The organism is Polaribacter porphyrae (assembly GCF_002954685.1).
In the GTDB taxonomy this organism is placed as follows: domain Bacteria; phylum Bacteroidota; class Bacteroidia; order Flavobacteriales; family Flavobacteriaceae; genus Polaribacter; species Polaribacter porphyrae.
Genome location: NZ_MSCN01000001.1, coordinates 2934522 through 2950953 on the forward strand (window position 1 = coordinate 2934522; position 16432 = coordinate 2950953).

The 16432-nt window shown below is 28.6% G+C and carries 20 protein-coding genes; 11 read left to right on the forward strand and 9 right to left on the reverse strand.

What is annotated here, in order from left to right:
* The first annotated feature begins 17 nt into the window (after positions 1-17).
* On the forward strand, positions 18-248 hold the full coding sequence (locus tag BTO18_RS13245; RefSeq protein WP_105016678.1) for a hypothetical protein: 231 nt from the start codon (positions 18-20) through the stop codon (positions 246-248).
* Between the two features lie 8 nt (positions 249-256).
* On the opposite strand, the gene BTO18_RS13250 is transcribed toward BTO18_RS13245, so the two are convergent.
* Positions 257-1048: a universal stress protein gene (locus tag BTO18_RS13250; protein ID WP_105016679.1), complete on the reverse strand. Its 792-nt coding sequence runs from the start codon at positions 1046-1048 to the stop codon at positions 257-259.
* A 92-nt stretch (positions 1049-1140) separates the two neighbouring features.
* On the opposite strand from BTO18_RS13250, the gene BTO18_RS13255 reads away from it, so the two are divergent.
* Genes BTO18_RS13255 through BTO18_RS13270 form a run of 4 tightly spaced genes read left to right on the forward strand, consistent with a single transcriptional unit; the run spans position 1141 to position 5281 of the window.
* Positions 1141-2472 (forward strand): MATE family efflux transporter, encoded by a 1332-nt coding sequence (locus tag BTO18_RS13255; protein ID WP_105016680.1) that lies wholly within the window; start codon positions 1141-1143, stop codon positions 2470-2472.
* Positions 2473-2520: 48 nt separating this feature from the next.
* Positions 2521-2985, forward strand: a complete 465-nt coding sequence (locus BTO18_RS13260; RefSeq protein WP_105016681.1) for a hypothetical protein — start codon at positions 2521-2523, stop codon at positions 2983-2985.
* Between the two features lie 52 nt (positions 2986-3037).
* Positions 3038-4447, forward strand: coding sequence for an ATP-binding protein (locus BTO18_RS13265; protein ID WP_105016682.1), 1410 nt, complete (start codon positions 3038-3040; stop codon positions 4445-4447).
* Positions 4448-4498: 51 nt separating this feature from the next.
* Complete coding sequence (locus tag BTO18_RS13270) at positions 4499-5281, forward strand: enoyl-CoA hydratase/isomerase family protein (protein WP_105016683.1); 783 nt, start codon at positions 4499-4501, stop codon at positions 5279-5281.
* 81 nt (positions 5282-5362) lie between these two features.
* Here BTO18_RS13270 and BTO18_RS13275 read toward each other — a convergent pair whose 3' ends face one another.
* Both BTO18_RS13275 and BTO18_RS18150 read right to left on the reverse strand, forming a co-directional pair.
* On the reverse strand, positions 5363-5947 hold the full coding sequence (locus BTO18_RS13275) for a hypothetical protein (protein WP_105016684.1): 585 nt from the start codon (positions 5945-5947) through the stop codon (positions 5363-5365).
* Positions 5948-5958: 11 nt separating this feature from the next.
* Complete coding sequence (locus BTO18_RS18150; RefSeq protein ID WP_262904405.1) at positions 5959-6084, reverse strand: hypothetical protein; 126 nt, start codon at positions 6082-6084, stop codon at positions 5959-5961.
* A 179-nt stretch (positions 6085-6263) separates the two neighbouring features.
* Between BTO18_RS18150 and BTO18_RS13280 the strand changes: the two genes are divergently transcribed.
* Positions 6264-7136: an AraC family transcriptional regulator gene (locus BTO18_RS13280; RefSeq protein WP_105016685.1), complete on the forward strand. Its 873-nt coding sequence runs from the start codon at positions 6264-6266 to the stop codon at positions 7134-7136.
* Positions 7137-7138: 2 nt separating this feature from the next.
* Entirely contained in the window at positions 7139-7312 is a 174-nt protein-coding gene (locus BTO18_RS17685) for a hypothetical protein (protein WP_170063273.1), read from the forward strand.
* A gap of 4 nt (positions 7313-7316) precedes the next feature.
* Here BTO18_RS17685 and BTO18_RS13285 read toward each other — a convergent pair whose 3' ends face one another.
* The 4 genes from BTO18_RS13285 to BTO18_RS13305 all read right to left on the reverse strand — a co-directional run bounded on the left by BTO18_RS13285 (position 7317) and on the right by BTO18_RS13305 (position 9590).
* Positions 7317-7976 (reverse strand): HD domain-containing protein, encoded by a 660-nt coding sequence (locus BTO18_RS13285; RefSeq protein ID WP_105016686.1) that lies wholly within the window; start codon positions 7974-7976, stop codon positions 7317-7319.
* 393 nt (positions 7977-8369) lie between these two features.
* Positions 8370-8609, reverse strand: a complete 240-nt coding sequence (locus BTO18_RS13295; protein ID WP_105016688.1) for a hypothetical protein — start codon at positions 8607-8609, stop codon at positions 8370-8372.
* An 89-nt stretch (positions 8610-8698) separates the two neighbouring features.
* Positions 8699-9109: a BrxA/BrxB family bacilliredoxin gene (locus tag BTO18_RS13300; RefSeq protein WP_105016689.1), complete on the reverse strand. Its 411-nt coding sequence runs from the start codon at positions 9107-9109 to the stop codon at positions 8699-8701.
* 106 nt (positions 9110-9215) lie between these two features.
* Entirely contained in the window at positions 9216-9590 is a 375-nt protein-coding gene (locus BTO18_RS13305) for a hypothetical protein (RefSeq protein ID WP_105016690.1), read from the reverse strand.
* A 124-nt stretch (positions 9591-9714) separates the two neighbouring features.
* On the opposite strand from BTO18_RS13305, the gene BTO18_RS13310 reads away from it, so the two are divergent.
* The 4 genes from BTO18_RS13310 (at position 9715) to BTO18_RS13325 (ending at position 15139) form a co-directional block, all read left to right on the forward strand.
* Positions 9715-10479: a TerB family tellurite resistance protein gene (locus BTO18_RS13310; protein ID WP_105017587.1), complete on the forward strand. Its 765-nt coding sequence runs from the start codon at positions 9715-9717 to the stop codon at positions 10477-10479.
* A 79-nt stretch (positions 10480-10558) separates the two neighbouring features.
* Entirely contained in the window at positions 10559-14059 is a 3501-nt protein-coding gene (ileS, locus tag BTO18_RS13315) for an isoleucine--tRNA ligase (RefSeq protein WP_105016691.1), read from the forward strand.
* 4 nt (positions 14060-14063) lie between these two features.
* On the forward strand, positions 14064-14441 hold the full coding sequence (locus BTO18_RS13320) for a TraR/DksA family transcriptional regulator (protein ID WP_105016692.1): 378 nt from the start codon (positions 14064-14066) through the stop codon (positions 14439-14441).
* A 47-nt stretch (positions 14442-14488) separates the two neighbouring features.
* Positions 14489-15139 carry a hypothetical protein gene (locus BTO18_RS13325; protein WP_105016693.1) on the forward strand — a complete coding sequence of 217 codons (651 nt, stop codon included), beginning with the start codon at positions 14489-14491 and terminating at the stop codon, positions 15137-15139.
* Positions 15140-15146: 7 nt separating this feature from the next.
* Here the strand turns inward: BTO18_RS13325 and BTO18_RS13330 are convergent, their stop codons facing one another.
* Positions 15147-15680: a DinB family protein gene (locus BTO18_RS13330; protein ID WP_105016694.1), complete on the reverse strand. Its 534-nt coding sequence runs from the start codon at positions 15678-15680 to the stop codon at positions 15147-15149.
* Positions 15677-16432, reverse strand: coding sequence for a T9SS type A sorting domain-containing protein (locus BTO18_RS13335; RefSeq protein WP_105016695.1), 756 nt, complete (start codon positions 16430-16432; stop codon positions 15677-15679). The genes BTO18_RS13330 and BTO18_RS13335 overlap by 4 nt, the downstream gene beginning before the upstream one ends.

Genomic DNA, 16432 nt, shown 5'->3' on the forward strand with positions numbered 1-16432 from the left:
TTAATTACCTTTGATTAATGGAAAATAACTTTGATCAACTTATAATACATTATTCAGAAACTGATAAGGAGTCTAACAGCGTTAAATTAATGTCTATTTTCCTTATTTTGATTTTTGTATTTGTTCCTTTAGCAGAAATAGTTACTGATTTTAACTATAATTCAATATCATATTATTCTGAACAAGTTTTTTGTGTAAGCGGTTTAGATTTTTCTCTTGAAGTTTTATCATTTACACCTCAAAAATAAAAACTAAATTATTCCCCTTTTAAAATTAATAAAGGAACTGTAGTATGAAATTCTTCTTTTAGAATTGTGTTTTTCTCCCAAATTTTTTGAAAGAAGCCTCTTTTACGTCTAAAAACACAAAGCATATCAGGATTATGAGTTTGAAAATGTTCTAAAACCCCTTGAAAAGTAGTTCTGTTTTCTGTAACAGTTAAAGTAGTTTGTAGTGTTTTCAAGTTTTCGTGAATAATTAAATCTTCTTCAGTATATTCTGGTGTTTTTACCAGCAACAAATTTACATTAGAATTAAATTTCTTAACAAGATGTTGTAGTGGTTTTAAAGCAGTTTTACTTTTTATCATTCCAGACTTAAATGCCATTAAAATACTATTTATTTTAGAAAACTGATATTCTTCTGGTACAGTTAATACAGGTAAATCTGTTTGTTTTACTAAACTACCTGCTGTTCTTCCTAGAAAAATTTCTTCTTTTATCGAGTTGCTTTTAGCACCTACAATAATCAAATCTATACCTAATTCTTCATCTACAGCAAGTACACTGTCAACAGCAGAACCTTTGGCAGAAATTAGTTTTACCTCAACGTTTTTTCTATCAACTGCATTTACCATTGTTCGTAAATACAAATTAGTTTCACGTTCAATAATGGCATCAATATTAATCATAGTCCCTGCTTTCGATTGAGAACTATATGCCCTAAAAACAAATACTTTTGCGTTTACTTCAGCAGCAAAATCAATAGCATATTGTAATGTATTTTTAGCGTTTTCTGTAGATCCTATAGGTACTAAAATGTGTTGCATAACTTAAAATTTAATGTTGCAAAGTTACTCATTTTTCAAACAGTAAAAGAGAAAACTCATTTTTAGATATGTACCTTTGCAAAAATTTTTTCTTGAAGACAGATATAAGTTTTAAAAGAATTAACAAATTAGCAATACCTGCATTAATAGCAGGTATTGCAGAACCTTTATTATCTATTACAGATACTGCAATTATTGGTAATATAGATAATAATGCAACAGAAAGCCTTGCTGCTGTAGGTATTGTTGGTGCATTTATATCTATGCTAATTTGGGTTTTTGGACAAATTAGAAGTGCAATATCATCTATAGTTTCTCAATATTTAGGAGCTAATAAAATTGATGAAATAAAAGGATTACCCATACAAGCTATTACAATTGTAGTTTTAGGTAGCTTATTCGTTTTGGCTATTTCTTACCCTTTTGCCAAAGAAATATTTCAATTTTACAATGCATCTGGAGAAGTTTTAAACTATTGTATATCTTATTTTGAAATCAGAATTTTCGGCTTTCCATTTTCACTTTTCGTATTTGCAGTTTTTGGGGTTTTTAGAGGTTTGCAAAACACGTTTTACCCAATGATTATTGCTATTGTTGGAGCTTTGTTAAACATTGTTTTAGATATTATTTTAGTTTATGGTATTGAAGGCTTTATCCCTGCAATGAATATTGAAGGTGCTGCTTATGCAAGTGTTTTTGCACAGATATCTATGGCTGTAATTTCTTTGATTTTATTGATTAAAAAGACAAGTATTTCGTTAAAAATTAGTTTGCCTTTTCATTCAGAAATTCCAAAATTATTGGGTATGATTGGTAATTTATTTATCAGAACTATTGCATTAAATACAGCTTTATATTTTGCAACAGCTTACGCTACAGATTATGGAAAGGAATACATTGCAGCTTATACAATTGGTATTAATATTTGGTTGTTAGGTGCTTTTATGATTGATGGCTACTCTAGTGCAGGTAATATTTTAGCAGGAAAATTACTAGGAGCAAAAGATTATAAAACCTTACTTAAATTAAGCAATAAACTAACAAAATATGGGATTGTAACTGGAGTTTTAATTGCGAGTTTTGGTTTTCTATTTTATAATTACATAGGAGAGATTTTTACCCAAGAAAAAAATGTTTTAGTAGCGTTTAATCATGTTTTTTGGATAGTTTTACTCACACAGCCAATAAGTGCATTAACATTTATTTTTGATGGAATGTTTAAAGGAATGGGTTTTATGAAGTATTTACGAAACTTATTAATCCTTTCTACAGCATTTGTTTTTATCCCAACATTGTTAGTATTCGATTATTTAGACTATAAATTGGTAGCCATTTGGATAGCTTTTACTCTTTGGATTTTAGCAAGAGGCTTACCATTAATTTTTAAGTTTAGAAGTAAGTTTTTACCTTTAATAAATTCTTAACAAGAATATTAATTATATTGTGATGTAAATTTTTACTAAAGACAATTTATGAAACTCAAAAATATTTTTATGTATTGCTGTTTTGGAATGCTTATTGTTGGTTGTTCTAAAGAAAAATCACTCAAAGAATATATGGCAGACTCTTGGCAAACCATTTATTTAAAATTAGAAATGCCAACTTATGAGAACACAGATTCTTTAAATGTTTATGAAGACAAATTTGATAATAATCCAGAACTTATAGCACAATCTAAATACAACAAAGATGGTACGTTTAATGCTTGGTTTGTAAATAGAAAAGGCGAAAAAATTTCTGATTCTGATGGTACTTGGTCTGTAAAAAACGATTCTCTTTTTGTTGAGTTTTTTTATAATAATAGAAATATGAAAGTTGGTTATCACATTACCAAAACTCAAGAAGGTTTTTTAGGAGAAAGTAAATTTGATTGGGATAATGATGGTAAGTTTGATGACTTTTTAACCATGAAAACAAAACGTATAAAAATAGACTAGCAAATTGTTTAATTATAAGAAAATTTCTTTACGAATACGCATCTTTTTATCAATGACACTGTTGGTGTTATTGGCATCAATTTTAATACTGGTGGTTACAATTTATCAATATGATGAGCAAACTAAAGATTATAATATTCAACGTTTTGAAAGAAAAGAAGCAACCACTATAAAAACCATTGAACTTGAACTAACCAACAAAACAACATATCCTGTTAATACAGAAAATTTAACAAAAATATTTCAAGAACGAATTTATGAAATTTCATCAATAAACAAGTTAAATATTTCTATTTTCGATTTGCATGGTAATTTATTAGCATCTTCTAAAGTTAATGCTTTTGAAGATAAAAATATACCGCCTTTAAGTTATGAAATTCTCAATGAACTTGCACAAAGTTCTAGTCATAGAATATTAATTCCTATCGTGAAAGATGGTATGGGTTATCAAATTTCTTATACGTATATAAACGATCCTAAATTTAAACGAATTGGTATTTTAGAACTTCAGTTTACTCAAGATAATACAGAGATCGAAGACGAACTAGAAGAGTTTATTTATAGATTAAGCTTAGTTTACATTATCATGTTTATTATCGCTATTATTTTTGCCTATTTTTTATCAAGTTATATTACAAAATCTATCAAAACTATTTCAGATAGAATGCAACAAACGAAGCTAAATGAGCGTAATGAAAAAATTATTTTAGGTTCTGCAAGCTCAGAGATAGAAGTATTGGTTGATGCCTATAATAACATGATAGATCAGCTTGAAGAAAGTGCTGTGAAACTAGCAAAAAGTGAGCGAGAACAAGCTTGGAGAGAAATGGCAAAACAAGTGGCGCATGAAATTAAAAATCCGTTAACACCAATGCGTTTGTCTGTACAAAGTTTTGAACGAAAGTTTAACCCAGAAGATGAGAATATCAAAGAGAAATTAGCAGAATATAGCCAAACCTTAATTCAACAAATAGATGTAATGAGTTCTATTGCATCCGCTTTTTCAGATTTTGCTAAAATGCCATCACAAAAAAGAGAAAAAATTGAGGTGATTAGTGTTGTAAAATTAGCATTAGATATTTTCTATGAAGATTTTATTACATATAAACCCCAAGAAGAAGAGTTATTCGCCAACCTAGACAAAACACAATTAGTTAGAATTGTAACGAATTTGGTAAAAAATGCTTTACAAGCATCAGAAAAAGAAGAGAAACCACAAATAGAAGTAAAAGTTTTATCAGATACTAAAAATATTAAAATTATGGTTTCTGATAATGGAAAAGGGATTTCTGATGAAGTAAAAGATTTAATTTTTGAACCTAAATTTACGACAAAATCAAGTGGAATGGGATTAGGTTTACCTATGATAAAAAATATAATTGAAGCTTATGATGGTACTATTTCATTTAGTTCAAGAGTTGGTGAAGGCACAATTTTTACTGTAATTTTGCCTAAAGAATAATATAATAACCATTACCTTTAGAATAATCGAAAGGTATTAATATCAATAAAAATGAAATTCAACAATATTTTAGTTTCTCAAAATAAAGGTCTTGCAAGTATTACTATAAACAGACCTAAAAAATTAAATGCCTTAAATAAGGAAACTATTGAGGATTTATCAAATGTATTTCAAACTTTAGAAGAAGATAGTAATATAAAAGTAATCATTTTAACAGGTGCAGGAGAAAAAGCCTTTGTAGCTGGTGCAGATATTTCTGAATTTGCTCATTTTTCTGTAAATGAAGGTGGTAGTTTAGCTAGAAAAGGACAAGAGATGTTATTCAATTTAGTTGAGAATTTATCAACTCCAGTTATTGCAGCCGTGAACGGTTTTGCTTTGGGTGGAGGTTTAGAATTGGCAATGGCTTGTCATTTTAGAGTTGCATCTGATAATGCAAAAATGGGTTTACCAGAAGTTTCTTTAGGTGTAATTCCTGGTTATGGAGGCACACAACGTTTACCACAATTGGTGGGTAAAGGAAAAGCTATGGAAATGATTATGACAGCAGGCATGATTTCTGCAGATGAAGCTAAAGATTGGGGTTTGGTAAATCATGTTACTTCTCAAGAAGAATTAATACCATTAGCCGAAAAAATTGCCAGTAAAATTATGAGAAATTCTTTAGTTGCTATTACAGCAGCTATTACAGCAGTAAATGCAAATTTTGAAGACGGAATAAATGGTTTTGATATTGAAATTGAAGAATTTGGTAATTGTTTTGGCACAGAAGATTTTAAAGAGGGTACAACTGCTTTTTTAGAAAAAAGAAAACCTAATTTTCCAAATAATTAAAAACTGAAAACGAGCCAATTTTGGCTCGTTTTCTTTGAGTTTAATTTATATAAACTCAACAATTAACTAATAAACAATTTTTTAAATTTTGAATCTTTTGGTATAACTTCTACCATTATTGTAAATAATTACCTTGTAATTTCCTTTTTTATCTGCATCTAGCTTATAAACTCTGTTTAAAATAGTGGTACTTTTTGCAGTTTCAGAATAAATTTTTTCCCCCTCAAAGAATAATACGATTTGTAGCGGTTTTTTATCAAAAGAAATTTTAGATATAAGTAATAACTCACTTTTGCTTCTTACTACTGGTTTAAAAATTACTTGTTCTGAATCTTTGTTAAATATTACTTTACCATCCTCTACTTTAAAAGATTTTATTTTAATTTCAAAATCTTTTTCAAGCTCAAAAACATAGTTGCCTTCTGTTAAATTAGAAAAATCAAATACTTTGTTTATAACTCCTTCTTTAGAAATAGTTTCCGAATGAAGTGTTATACCATCTTCATTCTTTATGGTTAAAAAATCTCCCTTTTTTACATTTTTGAATTCGACCCTTACTTTTTCTATATTCAAGTTTGATAAAGTTTCATTTAATCTGTTTGCGTAGTTAAACATTGCTGTCAGCATAAAAACTACTATTAATATTTTTCTTTTCATTGTTTTCATAATATTTAGGTTTAATTAATATATTCTTCTTTCTTATTGGTTGCCAACAAATAAATAATTGCGGCAATTTGTGCAATAGCTAAAATTGCAAAAGCTATAATTACTATTATTAATAAAATGTTTTCTCTATTTACCATAGTTTTAAATTTATACTGCAAAGTTATTACTGAAGAAGCTAGTCGAAAACAACAAAATTGGTATGTTTGTATACTAAATTAACAACTTTACGATTGTTAATTTAATGTAAAGTTAAAATAGAATACAATATTGTTAATTCTATGTAGAATTTGAATCTTTTGAGTTGTACTTTTGTGACATGATGAATAAAAAACCAACGTTAGAAAAAATTACTCCAAACTTTGGTACTTCCTTATTAGTAAAAAACCACAAAGAGTTTTTAAAAACGAATACACCTTTTTGGCACTTTCATCCAGAGATAGAAATTGTATATGTAAATAAAGGAAAAGGGAAAAGACATATTGGAAATCATATAAGCTATTTTAACAATAGTCAATTAGTATTAATAGGCTCAAATTTACCACATGTGGGTTATTTAGATCGTTTAACTACCAATGGTTCTGAAACCTTAATTCAGTTTAAACCAGATTTTTTAGGAAAAGAGTTTTTTAAGATTCCTGAAATGACTGCTATTAATGCACTTTTTGAGCGAGCAAAAAAAGGGATAAGATTTAATATTGAAATAAAAAAGAGGATTGGAGCTAAAATTCAGAGATTAATAGAACTTGAAGGTGTAGAAAGAATAACATCTTTTGTACAAATATTAAACGATTTAGCAGAAACAGATGACTATACTCTATTAAATGCTGATGGTTATGCCTTCGAAGCGATACATCAAGATAGTGATAAAATAGAAGTTATTTATAAGCATATTAATGAGAATTTTAAAGAACACATTAGTTTAGATGAAGTAGCTAATTTGGTAAGTATGACAGTGCCAGCTTTTTGTAGATATTTTAAAAAATCAACTGGCAAAACATTTACAAAATTAGTAAATGAGTATAGAGTTGTACATGCCACTAAATTATTATCTGAAAGTAATATGAGTATTACAGATGTAAGCTTTGAGTGTGGGTTTAATAATTTTTCTCATTTCAATAAGCTATTCAAGGAATTTGTAGGTAAAAGTGCATCAAAATATAGAAATGAAATTAAAGATTTAATACAATAATTATGGATGATAAAATTAATAAAGCACTAGAATACTATAATTTTAAGAGTAAAGAAATAGTCGATCACATCAACACAAGTAATAATTTAACGATAGAACAAATTATAGAAAAAGGTGAGGAATTATCTATTTTAGAGTATAAAATTACTGCTCTAGAAGTAGCTATGGAAAATTAAAAATTTACAAAACACCATTCCACTCATCGTAAAATTGATTAAGGTAATTTTCCATAAATAAATGTCTATCAGTAGCGATTCGTTGCCCTGTTTCAGTATTCATTCTCTCTTTTAGAAGTAATAATTTTTCGTAAAAATGATTAATTGTTGGTGCAGTAGAAGATTTATATTCTTCTTTAGTCATATTTAGATTTGGTTTAATTTCAGGGTCATACAAGGGTCTATTTTTAAATCCACCATAATTAAAACAACGAGCAATACCAATAGCTCCAATAGCGTCTAATCTATCAGCATCTTGTACAACTTTTAATTCTATAGAAGAAAATTGTTTTTTATTTTTTTGAAAGGTATTTTTAAAAGAAATATGCTTGATGATTTTCACTACATGTTTCCCAATTTCTTTAGGTACTTTTTGTTTAATTAGAAATTTTTTAGCTTTTTTTGGACCAATTTTTTCATTTCCATTATAAAATTTAGGATCAGCAATATCATGTAGTAAAGCCGCCAATGAAACTACAAGAATATTTACATTTTCTTCTTTGGCAATTGCTAAAGAATTTCTAAAAACACGCTCTACATGAAACCAATCGTGTCCACCTTCTGCATCTTTAAGCTCTTCTTTTACAAATTCGATAGTATTTGTTATTAGTTTTTCTTGATTCATTTTTGGTATAAATTAAATTTTTTTGCAATTCTCAATTCCCATAAAGCTAGTATTAAAATAACAATGATTTCTACAAAGAAATAGATTTTTTCAAAGAATGTAAGCTTATCAAAATAAATTAAACATAAAACAAGAGTAAACAAACAATAACTGATATTTAAATATGCAATAATTTTAAGAAAAAAATTATGATTTTTAGTGATGGTAAAAAAGCAAGTAAATGAATAAACCCCTAGCATAAATGCTATACAAAAAAAAGTAAGGAGAATATTGTTTGGTAATTTAAAGAAGTTGTTGAACTTTACCAAAACTAATCCTAAAATAAAGGTTGATAATAAAGCACCAACTGCATCAATTAAAAAAATAGTTTTGATAGATATATTTTTCAACATATTATCTTCTTGAATCTAATTCTTTTTTTATTTTTTTCACCTCATTTAACATCACAAAAAGCATAGGTATAAAAAATAGAGGTAAAAAGGTTAAATAAGAGACTCCCTCTTCAATAGTAGAAAAAATAGCAACGATAATCATTAAAAATACCAAAAAACCTTGTACAAAAGTCATTTTCTTTTGCTTTTTTAGTTTCTTTAAAAGTTCTTCTTTGGTATAAGTTGATAATATTGAAGGCATAATTATAGTTTTTATAAAAATACAAAAACCACACAATTTGTATGGTTTTTATCTTGTTTCTTGAATTTAAAAATTCTTATATCTTTTCTTTAGCAATGCTCTTCGTAAGCAGCAGCTAAATTCTGTGCTATCATTTGTGCAGATCTACCTTCTATATGATGACGCTCTAGCATGTGTACCAAATTACCATCTTTAAACAGTGCAATTGCAGGTGATGAAGGTGGAAAAGGAATCATATATTCACGAGCTTTTTGCGTAGATTCTCTTTCTACACCAGCAAAAACTGTTGTTAAATTATCAGGTGTTTTATCTGCACCTAAAGATGCTATAGCACCAGGTCTTGCAGTACCTGCTGCACAACCACAAACAGAATTTACCATTACTAAAGTTGTTCCTTCTTTGGCTAAAGCCTTATCAACATCATTTGCGGTATATAATGCATCAAAACCAGCGTCAATTAACTGGTTACGCATCGGTTTTACTAATTCTTCTGGATACATAATTCTAAATATTTAGATTTTTAATATTGCAAATTTAATTAAATTACAGCTAACTATAAATAACAAATCAACAACAATTTAGATAGTACTATAAAGAATAATAATTCTAAATTTTACGCTCTAAATTAAATGTTTTGGTTACTGTTATTACGTGGCATTCATTAGCAGTTACAACTATTGGGTTGCTTACAAAAGTTTTGTAGTTATTCGATGTTATTGTTATGGTATACGTTCCAGATCTTTCTCCAGCACCAAAAAATGGAATACCAGACTCAACACCTTGTAAAACCTCTTCATAATTACCATCTTTAATAACAACCTTTACATTTCCTTCTATGGGTTTAGAAGTTTCAGCATCAATTAAAGTAATGTTTAAACCATATACAAATTCAAGAGTACAGATAATATCATTGTTTTGTTCTTTACAGCCAATAAAAACTATTAAATACGTAAAAAGTGCAATAAGTTTTTTTGATTTCATAAATGTTATCTTTTTTAGTAGATGATATTCTACAGATATGGTTGCGTAAGAAAATATTTTTTCGAACTAAAAAATCAACACAACTTAATGATTGTTTATATTTGGAGATAAATTTATAAATTTTATGGGAAGTTTTACCAAGTGGTTAGGAGCAGGTTTGGGTTTTACTTTAGGAGGACCAATAGGAGCAGCAATTGGCTTTGCATTAGGTAGTTTTGTTGATAAGTTTGAAATTGAAGGTTTTAAGCAAGAACAAATAGACTATGATAGAGGTAAACCAAGGAGAACAACTAAAACACACTCTAATACACAATCAGGAGATTTTGAAATGAGTTTGCTAGTTTTGGCTTCTATTGTAATTAAATCTGATGGTAAAGTAGATCAGCGAGAGCTTAATTTTGTACGTTCTCAATTTTTGAGTATGTATGGAAAAGAAAGAGCGAATAATGCTTTTAAACTTTTTAAAGCAATAGTAAAAAAAGAGGTTTCTGCACGTCAAGTATGTATTCAAATTAGAGAGCATATGTCTCATGCATCTCGTTTACAATTGTTACATTTTTTATTTGGAATTGCAAAAGCTGATGAATTTGTGTCAAAAAATGAAGTTGATGAGATAAAAAAAATAGCTGGCTATTTATACATTAACCAATATGATTTTGAATCTATAAAAGCTATGTTTTATGATGAATCTGGGAATGCATATAAGATTTTAGAAATAGACAAATCTGTATCTAATGATGAAGTAAAAACGGCATATAGAAAAATGGTTAAAAAATACCATCCAGATAAATTAAGAGATTTGGGAGATGAACATCTAAAAGGAGCAAAAGAAAAGTTTCAAAGCATTCAAGATGCTTATGAGAAGATTAAGAATGAAAGAGGATTGTAAAGTGTATATTACTCACAACCTATATGTATTAATTTAAAGAAAATTCATAAATTCGCATCCTTATCAGAAAAGAGATAAAATGAAAGCGAAATTTCCTGAATATAAAGGACTTGACTTACCAAAAGTAGCAGAAGAAATTCTTAATTATTGGCAAGAAAATAGCATTTTTGAAAAAAGTGTTTCTACAAGAGAAGGTGCAGAACCTTATGTGTTTTTTGAAGGGCCACCTTCTGCAAACGGACTTCCAGGAGTGCACCACGTTTTAGCTAGAGCTATTAAAGATATTTTTCCTAGATATAAAACCATGAAAGGGTATCAAGTAAAGCGAAAAGCGGGTTGGGATACGCATGGTTTGCCAATAGAATTAGGTGTTGAGAAAGAATTAGGGATTACAAAAGAAGACATTGGTAAGAAAATTTCGGTAGAAGATTACAATGCAGCATGTAGAAAAGCTGTGATGCGTTACACAGACATTTGGAACGATTTAACCGAAAAAATGGGATATTGGGTAGATATGGATGATCCATACATTACCTACGAACCAAAATATATGGAATCTGTTTGGTGGTTACTAAAGCAGATTTATAACAAAGAATTAATTTACAAAGGCTATACAATTCAGCCATATTCACCAAAAGCAGGTACAGGTTTAAGTTCTCACGAATTAAATCAACCAGGAACCTATCAAGACGTAACAGATACAACAGTTGTTGCACAGTTTAAAGCGATAAATAAAACGTTGCCAGATTTTTTACAAGATTTAGGTGATATTTATTTTTTAGCGTGGACAACTACTCCTTGGACCTTGCCAAGTAATACAGCATTAACTGTTGGCTCAAAAATAGATTATATATTAGTTGAAGCAATGAATCCTTATAAACTTATTGTTAATAAGGTTATTCTTGCAAAAGATTTATTTCATAAACATTTTGTAGACCCATACAATGGAAAAGTTGAAGTGGGCAGAAAAGTGACTTTAAAAGAGCATAAGGATTCAGATATACTTTTTAAAGGTTCAAAACCCAAAGAGTGGCTAATTATTAATGAATTTAAAGGAGCAGATTTAGTAGGTATCAAATACGAACAATTATTAGACTTCAATTTAGATTTTGAGAATAAACAAGATGCTTTTAGAGTAATTGCTGGCGATTTTGTAACTACAGAAGATGGTACAGGAATTGTACATACTGCACCCACTTTTGGAGCAGATGATGCTTTGGTTGCCAAACAAGCAAGCCCAGAAATTCCACCATTATTAGTAAAAGACGAAAACGATAATTTAGTGCCTTTAGTAGATTTACAAGGTAAATTTAGAAAAGAAATTAAAGATGAAGTCTATGGTTTTGCAGGCGAATATGTAAAATCAGAATATTTAAATGAAGAAGATTTTGAAGTTGAATTAAAAAATCAACAAGAAAAAATGGTTGACGTTCTTAAAAATCAAGATAAATATTTATCTGTTGATGAAAGACTAGGACTGAAATTAAAAAATGAAAATAAAGCTTTTAAAGTTGAGAAATACAAGCACAGTTACCCAAATTGTTGGCGAACAGATAAACCAATTTTATATTATCCATTAGATTCTTGGTTCATCAAAGTAACCGATGTAAAAGACAGAATGCATGAGCTAAATAAAACCATCAACTGGAAACCAGAATCTACAGGAACTGGACGTTTTGGAAATTGGTTGGCAAATGCAAACGATTGGAATTTATCGCGTTCTCGTTATTGGGGAATTCCATTACCAATTTGGAGAACAGAAGATGGTAAAGAAGAAATTTGTATTGGTTCTGTTGCAGAGTTAAAAGAAGAAATGGCAAAAGCTGTGGAAGCTGGAGTTTTAGAAGCAGATATTTTTGCTGATTTTGAAGTTGGAAATATGTCAGATGAAAACTATGCCAAAATAGATTTACATAAAAATATTGTTGATGAAATTACTTTAGTTTCAGCATCAGGAAAACCAATGAAACGTGAGTCAGATTTAATTGATGTTTGGTTCGATTCAGGTTCTATGCCTTACGCACAATGGCATTATCCGTTTGAAAATAAAAACAAAGTTGATGGAAACGAATCTTTTCCAGCAGATTTTATTGCTGAAGGCGTAGATCAAACTCGTGGTTGGTTCTATACTTTACATGCAATTGCAACTATGGTTTTCGATTCTGTAGCCTATAAAAACGTAGTTTCTAACGGATTAGTTTTAGACAAAAACGGACAGAAAATGTCTAAACGTTTAGGAAATGCAGCAGATCCTTTTGAAACTTTAGGTAAATATGGAGCAGATGCCACACGTTGGTATATGATTTCTAACGCAAATCCTTGGGACAATTTAAAGTTCGATTTAGAAGGAATTGAAGAGGTAAAACGTAAGTTTTTTGGAACACTTTATAACACGTATTCGTTCTTTTCTTTATACACAAATATTGATGGTTTTGCCTATGCAGAAGCAGATATTCCTCAAAATGAAAGACCAGAATTAGACAGATGGATTTTATCAGAATTACATACGTTAATCAATAAAGTTGATAAATTCTATGCTGAATATGAGCCAACCAGAGCTGCAAGAGCAATATCCGATTTTACACAAGATTATTTAAGTAATTGGTATGTGCGTTTAAGTAGAAGACGTTTTTGGAAAGGCACTTATGAAACCGATAAAATTTCTGCATACCAAACGTTATACACTTGTATGACAACGATTGCAAAATTGGCAAGTCCGATTGCACCATTTTTTATGGACAGATTGTATCAAGATTTAAATTCTGTAACCCACAAAGAAACTTCAGAAAGTATTCATTTATCAGATTTTCCTGTTTTTGATGATAGTTTTGTAGATAAATCTTTAGAGCGTAAAATGGAAAATGCACAGACAATTTCTTCTTTAGTATTATCGTTAAGAGCCAAAGAAAAAATTAAAGTACGTCAGCCATTACAGAAAATTATGATCCCTGTTGATAGCAATCAGCAAAAGGAAGAGATTTTAGCAGTTGCAGATTTGATAAAGCACGAAGTAAATATCAAAGAAATTCAAATTTTAGATGATGCTTCAGATATTTTAATCAAGCAAATTAAACCTAATTTTAAAGCTTTAGGTCCAAAATTTGGGAAAGATATGCGTTTTGTAGCATCAGAAATTAAAAATTTTACGCAAGAAGATATCAACAAAATAGAAAAAGATAAAAACATTGCTGTTGAAATTAATGGAAAAAATATTAATTTAGGGCTCGAAGATGTAGAAATATCATCAAAAGATATAGAAGGTTGGTTGGTTGCAAATGAAGGCGGATTAACTGTAGCTTTAGATGTTACTTTAACAGACGATTTACGTAAAGAAGGTGTTGCTAGAGAGTTGGTAAACAGAATTCAAAATACTCGTAAAGACAGTGGTTTAGAGGTAACAGATAAAATTAAATTAACGGTCTTAAACTATCAAAACCTACAACAATCTATCACTGATAATAAAGACTACATTATGAGTGAAACATTAACCAAAGAATTGGTTTTTGTGGATGAATTAAATAATGGGACAGAAATTGAATTTGATGCCATAAAAAGTAGAATATTAATAGAAAAAATGTAGGAAAATGTCAGATGTAAAAGTAAAATACACAGAAGAAGACTTACAAGAATTCAAGGAAATTATTGATAAGAAAATAGCTAGAGCTGAAGAAGATTTAGCTTTATTAAGAAGTGCTTATAAAAATGATGCAAATAATGGTACAGATGATACATCACCATCTTTTAAATCTTTTGACGAAGGTTCTGAAGTAATGAATAAAGAGAAAAATGTTCAGTTGGCAATTCGTCAAGAAAAATTTATTAGAGATTTAAAAAACGCTCTATTGCGTATAGAAAATGGCACTTATGGCGTTTGTAGAGTTACTGGTAAATTGATTCAGAAAGAGCGATTAAAATTAGTACCTCATGCAACTTTAAGCATTGAAGCTAAACGTAAACAATAAATTTATAACTAACACAAATTAAAGCTTCTTTTACAGAAGCTTTTTTTATGAAACAAACTATCTACATATTTTTTTTATTCACTACTTTTTTCTGTGTTTCACAGAAAAAAATCCTGAAACAGTTTCAGTCAAAACTTAATGTGGTTACCATTGATACTTCTGGTTTAGATCACTTGAGTATTGAAAATTCAAATAACGAATTTGTTGAGGTTATTTTATATGCAGAAAACTATGATGACCAATTGATAAAAGTTGATACCGTAAATAGACAGGTAACTATAAAATTTGAGCTATCTGGAACAGAAACAAGAGAAGTTATATTTAGAAAATTTATTACCAAAAGGTTGCAAAGAGCTGATGCAGTTATAAAAGTACCAAAAGGAATAAGCATAAATATTTTTGGAGAAAATGTTGATGTTACCTCAAAAAGTATAAATAATAAATTATCAGTTTACATAGATAACGGAATTATTAAACTAAATAAAATACAACACAAAATAATAGTTAAACTTTATTCAGGTAATGTTTATGCAAATATCAATAACATAAAAATAGATGTAAATTCTAACCAAGGTAAGATTGAAGTTAATGGTGTTCTCTATAAAAGAAAATATAAAAAAACACCAAAAAAAACATTTAATAAATTAGAAGTTACAACTGTAAAAGGGAATGTTATTTTGAAAAATTCTTATAAATAAATAGTTCTTATTGAAATAAAACATATCTAGGAGGTACAATATCATTCAATCTTAAATACACTAACATTTGACCTCTATGATGTGTAATATGATCTGCAAGTAACATTAAAATTTGTCTTTTAGTTCTACTTAAACCAAAGTAATCTAATCTTTCATCTAGTTTTTTTATTTCAAATTTTGAAATTAGTTTGATAGCTTCATTAAAAGTTTCATCTATTAGAGTAATCATCTGTTTTTTAGATTTATTAGCTACTTTAAAAACTGTATCTGTTTGCCAAGTTCTAGCTTTTCTATCTCCTAAAAGTGATTGGCTATGCCAATCCATAGCATACCCAATATGTAATAAATTTTGAGCAAAACTTAATGACCCTTCTGAAGCTTTAAAATTATATTTTTCTTTAGGCATTTTTTTTGCTACTAGTAATGTATATTTTCTTGAATTTTCTAATCTCTCCAAATACTCTTTGATAAAAGGATTTTTTTGAGCGGTTAGGTTTGAAGCAAATAATACAAACATAAAAAGAGCAATTAAATATTTCATGTTTTTATAAATTTCAAGTTTTTTTTATTGTCAATTTTGATAAAATATAATCCAGGTTTCAAGTTTTTTATACTTATCTTTTCATCTTTAATATTTCCCTTTAATATTTCTTGTCCTTTCAAATTTATAATAGAAAAATTAGCTTTTTTATCTAAATTCAAAACCTGAATATATTCATTACTTGGATTTGGATATAATACAACTTTTTTAAATTTAAAATTTTGATTAGATAAGGTATTTCCACAATCAACTCCTAAATAATATAAATAATCTTGCCCAGTAAACGAACTAAAGTCAGAAGCATTGTTTGGTAAATCATCATTATAATCTATATTTTTAAAATAAGCAGTATTTCCACTTGCAGAAAAATTAACTTTGGTGTTATTTCCTTTAGTTTCATAGATAGCCATAATCCAATAATCTCCTGCAGGCAAGAGTTTTGGAGTTACTACAAAAGAATTTATACCATTTTTAAGAGTATTTGCACTAGTTGAAGTTATTAAGTCATTTGGTACACCAGAATTATCATCATAAAGTGCCATTTTAATTCCTGAACCAGCAATATTACCTATTACATTTAAAGACCTTAATGTACCTTCTTCTGTTAGATTAACCTTTATGCCAACTAATACATTACTACTAATACTTGCAGTAGTAAATTGTCCTGTTGCAGTCTCATTTCCTATATTACAATTTTGAGAGTAAACAGTATAACTTAAAATAAATAGTAAAAAGATGATTTTATTTTTCAT

Coding starts and splice junctions, on each gene's coding strand:
- BTO18_RS13245 (WP_105016678.1), top strand. CDS start 18: ATGGAAAATAACTTTGATCAACTTATAATACATTATTCAGAAACTGAT.
- BTO18_RS13250 (WP_105016679.1), bottom strand. CDS start 1,048: ATGCAACACATTTTAGTACCTATAGGATCTACAGAAAACGCTAAAAAT.
- BTO18_RS13260 (WP_105016681.1), top strand. CDS start 2,521: ATGAAACTCAAAAATATTTTTATGTATTGCTGTTTTGGAATGCTTATT.
- BTO18_RS13265 (WP_105016682.1), top strand. CDS start 3,038: ATGACACTGTTGGTGTTATTGGCATCAATTTTAATACTGGTGGTTACA.
- BTO18_RS13270 (WP_105016683.1), top strand. CDS start 4,499: ATGAAATTCAACAATATTTTAGTTTCTCAAAATAAAGGTCTTGCAAGT.
- BTO18_RS13275 (WP_105016684.1), bottom strand. CDS start 5,947: ATGAAAACAATGAAAAGAAAAATATTAATAGTAGTTTTTATGCTGACA.
- BTO18_RS18150 (WP_262904405.1), bottom strand. CDS start 6,084: ATGGTAAATAGAGAAAACATTTTATTAATAATAGTAATTATAGCTTTT.
- BTO18_RS13280 (WP_105016685.1), top strand. CDS start 6,264: ATGATGAATAAAAAACCAACGTTAGAAAAAATTACTCCAAACTTTGGT.
- BTO18_RS17685 (WP_170063273.1), top strand. CDS start 7,139: ATGGATGATAAAATTAATAAAGCACTAGAATACTATAATTTTAAGAGT.
- BTO18_RS13285 (WP_105016686.1), bottom strand. CDS start 7,976: ATGAATCAAGAAAAACTAATAACAAATACTATCGAATTTGTAAAAGAA.
- BTO18_RS13295 (WP_105016688.1), bottom strand. CDS start 8,609: ATGCCTTCAATATTATCAACTTATACCAAAGAAGAACTTTTAAAGAAA.
- BTO18_RS13300 (WP_105016689.1), bottom strand. CDS start 9,109: ATGTATCCAGAAGAATTAGTAAAACCGATGCGTAACCAGTTAATTGAC.
- BTO18_RS13305 (WP_105016690.1), bottom strand. CDS start 9,590: ATGAAATCAAAAAAACTTATTGCACTTTTTACGTATTTAATAGTTTTT.
- BTO18_RS13310 (WP_105017587.1), top strand. CDS start 9,715: ATGGGAAGTTTTACCAAGTGGTTAGGAGCAGGTTTGGGTTTTACTTTA.
- ileS (WP_105016691.1), top strand. CDS start 10,559: ATGAAAGCGAAATTTCCTGAATATAAAGGACTTGACTTACCAAAAGTA.
- BTO18_RS13320 (WP_105016692.1), top strand. CDS start 14,064: ATGTCAGATGTAAAAGTAAAATACACAGAAGAAGACTTACAAGAATTC.
- BTO18_RS13325 (WP_105016693.1), top strand. CDS start 14,489: ATGAAACAAACTATCTACATATTTTTTTTATTCACTACTTTTTTCTGT.
- BTO18_RS13330 (WP_105016694.1), bottom strand. CDS start 15,680: ATGAAATATTTAATTGCTCTTTTTATGTTTGTATTATTTGCTTCAAAC.
- BTO18_RS13335 (WP_105016695.1), bottom strand. CDS start 16,432: ATGAAAAATAAAATCATCTTTTTACTATTTATTTTAAGTTATACTGTT.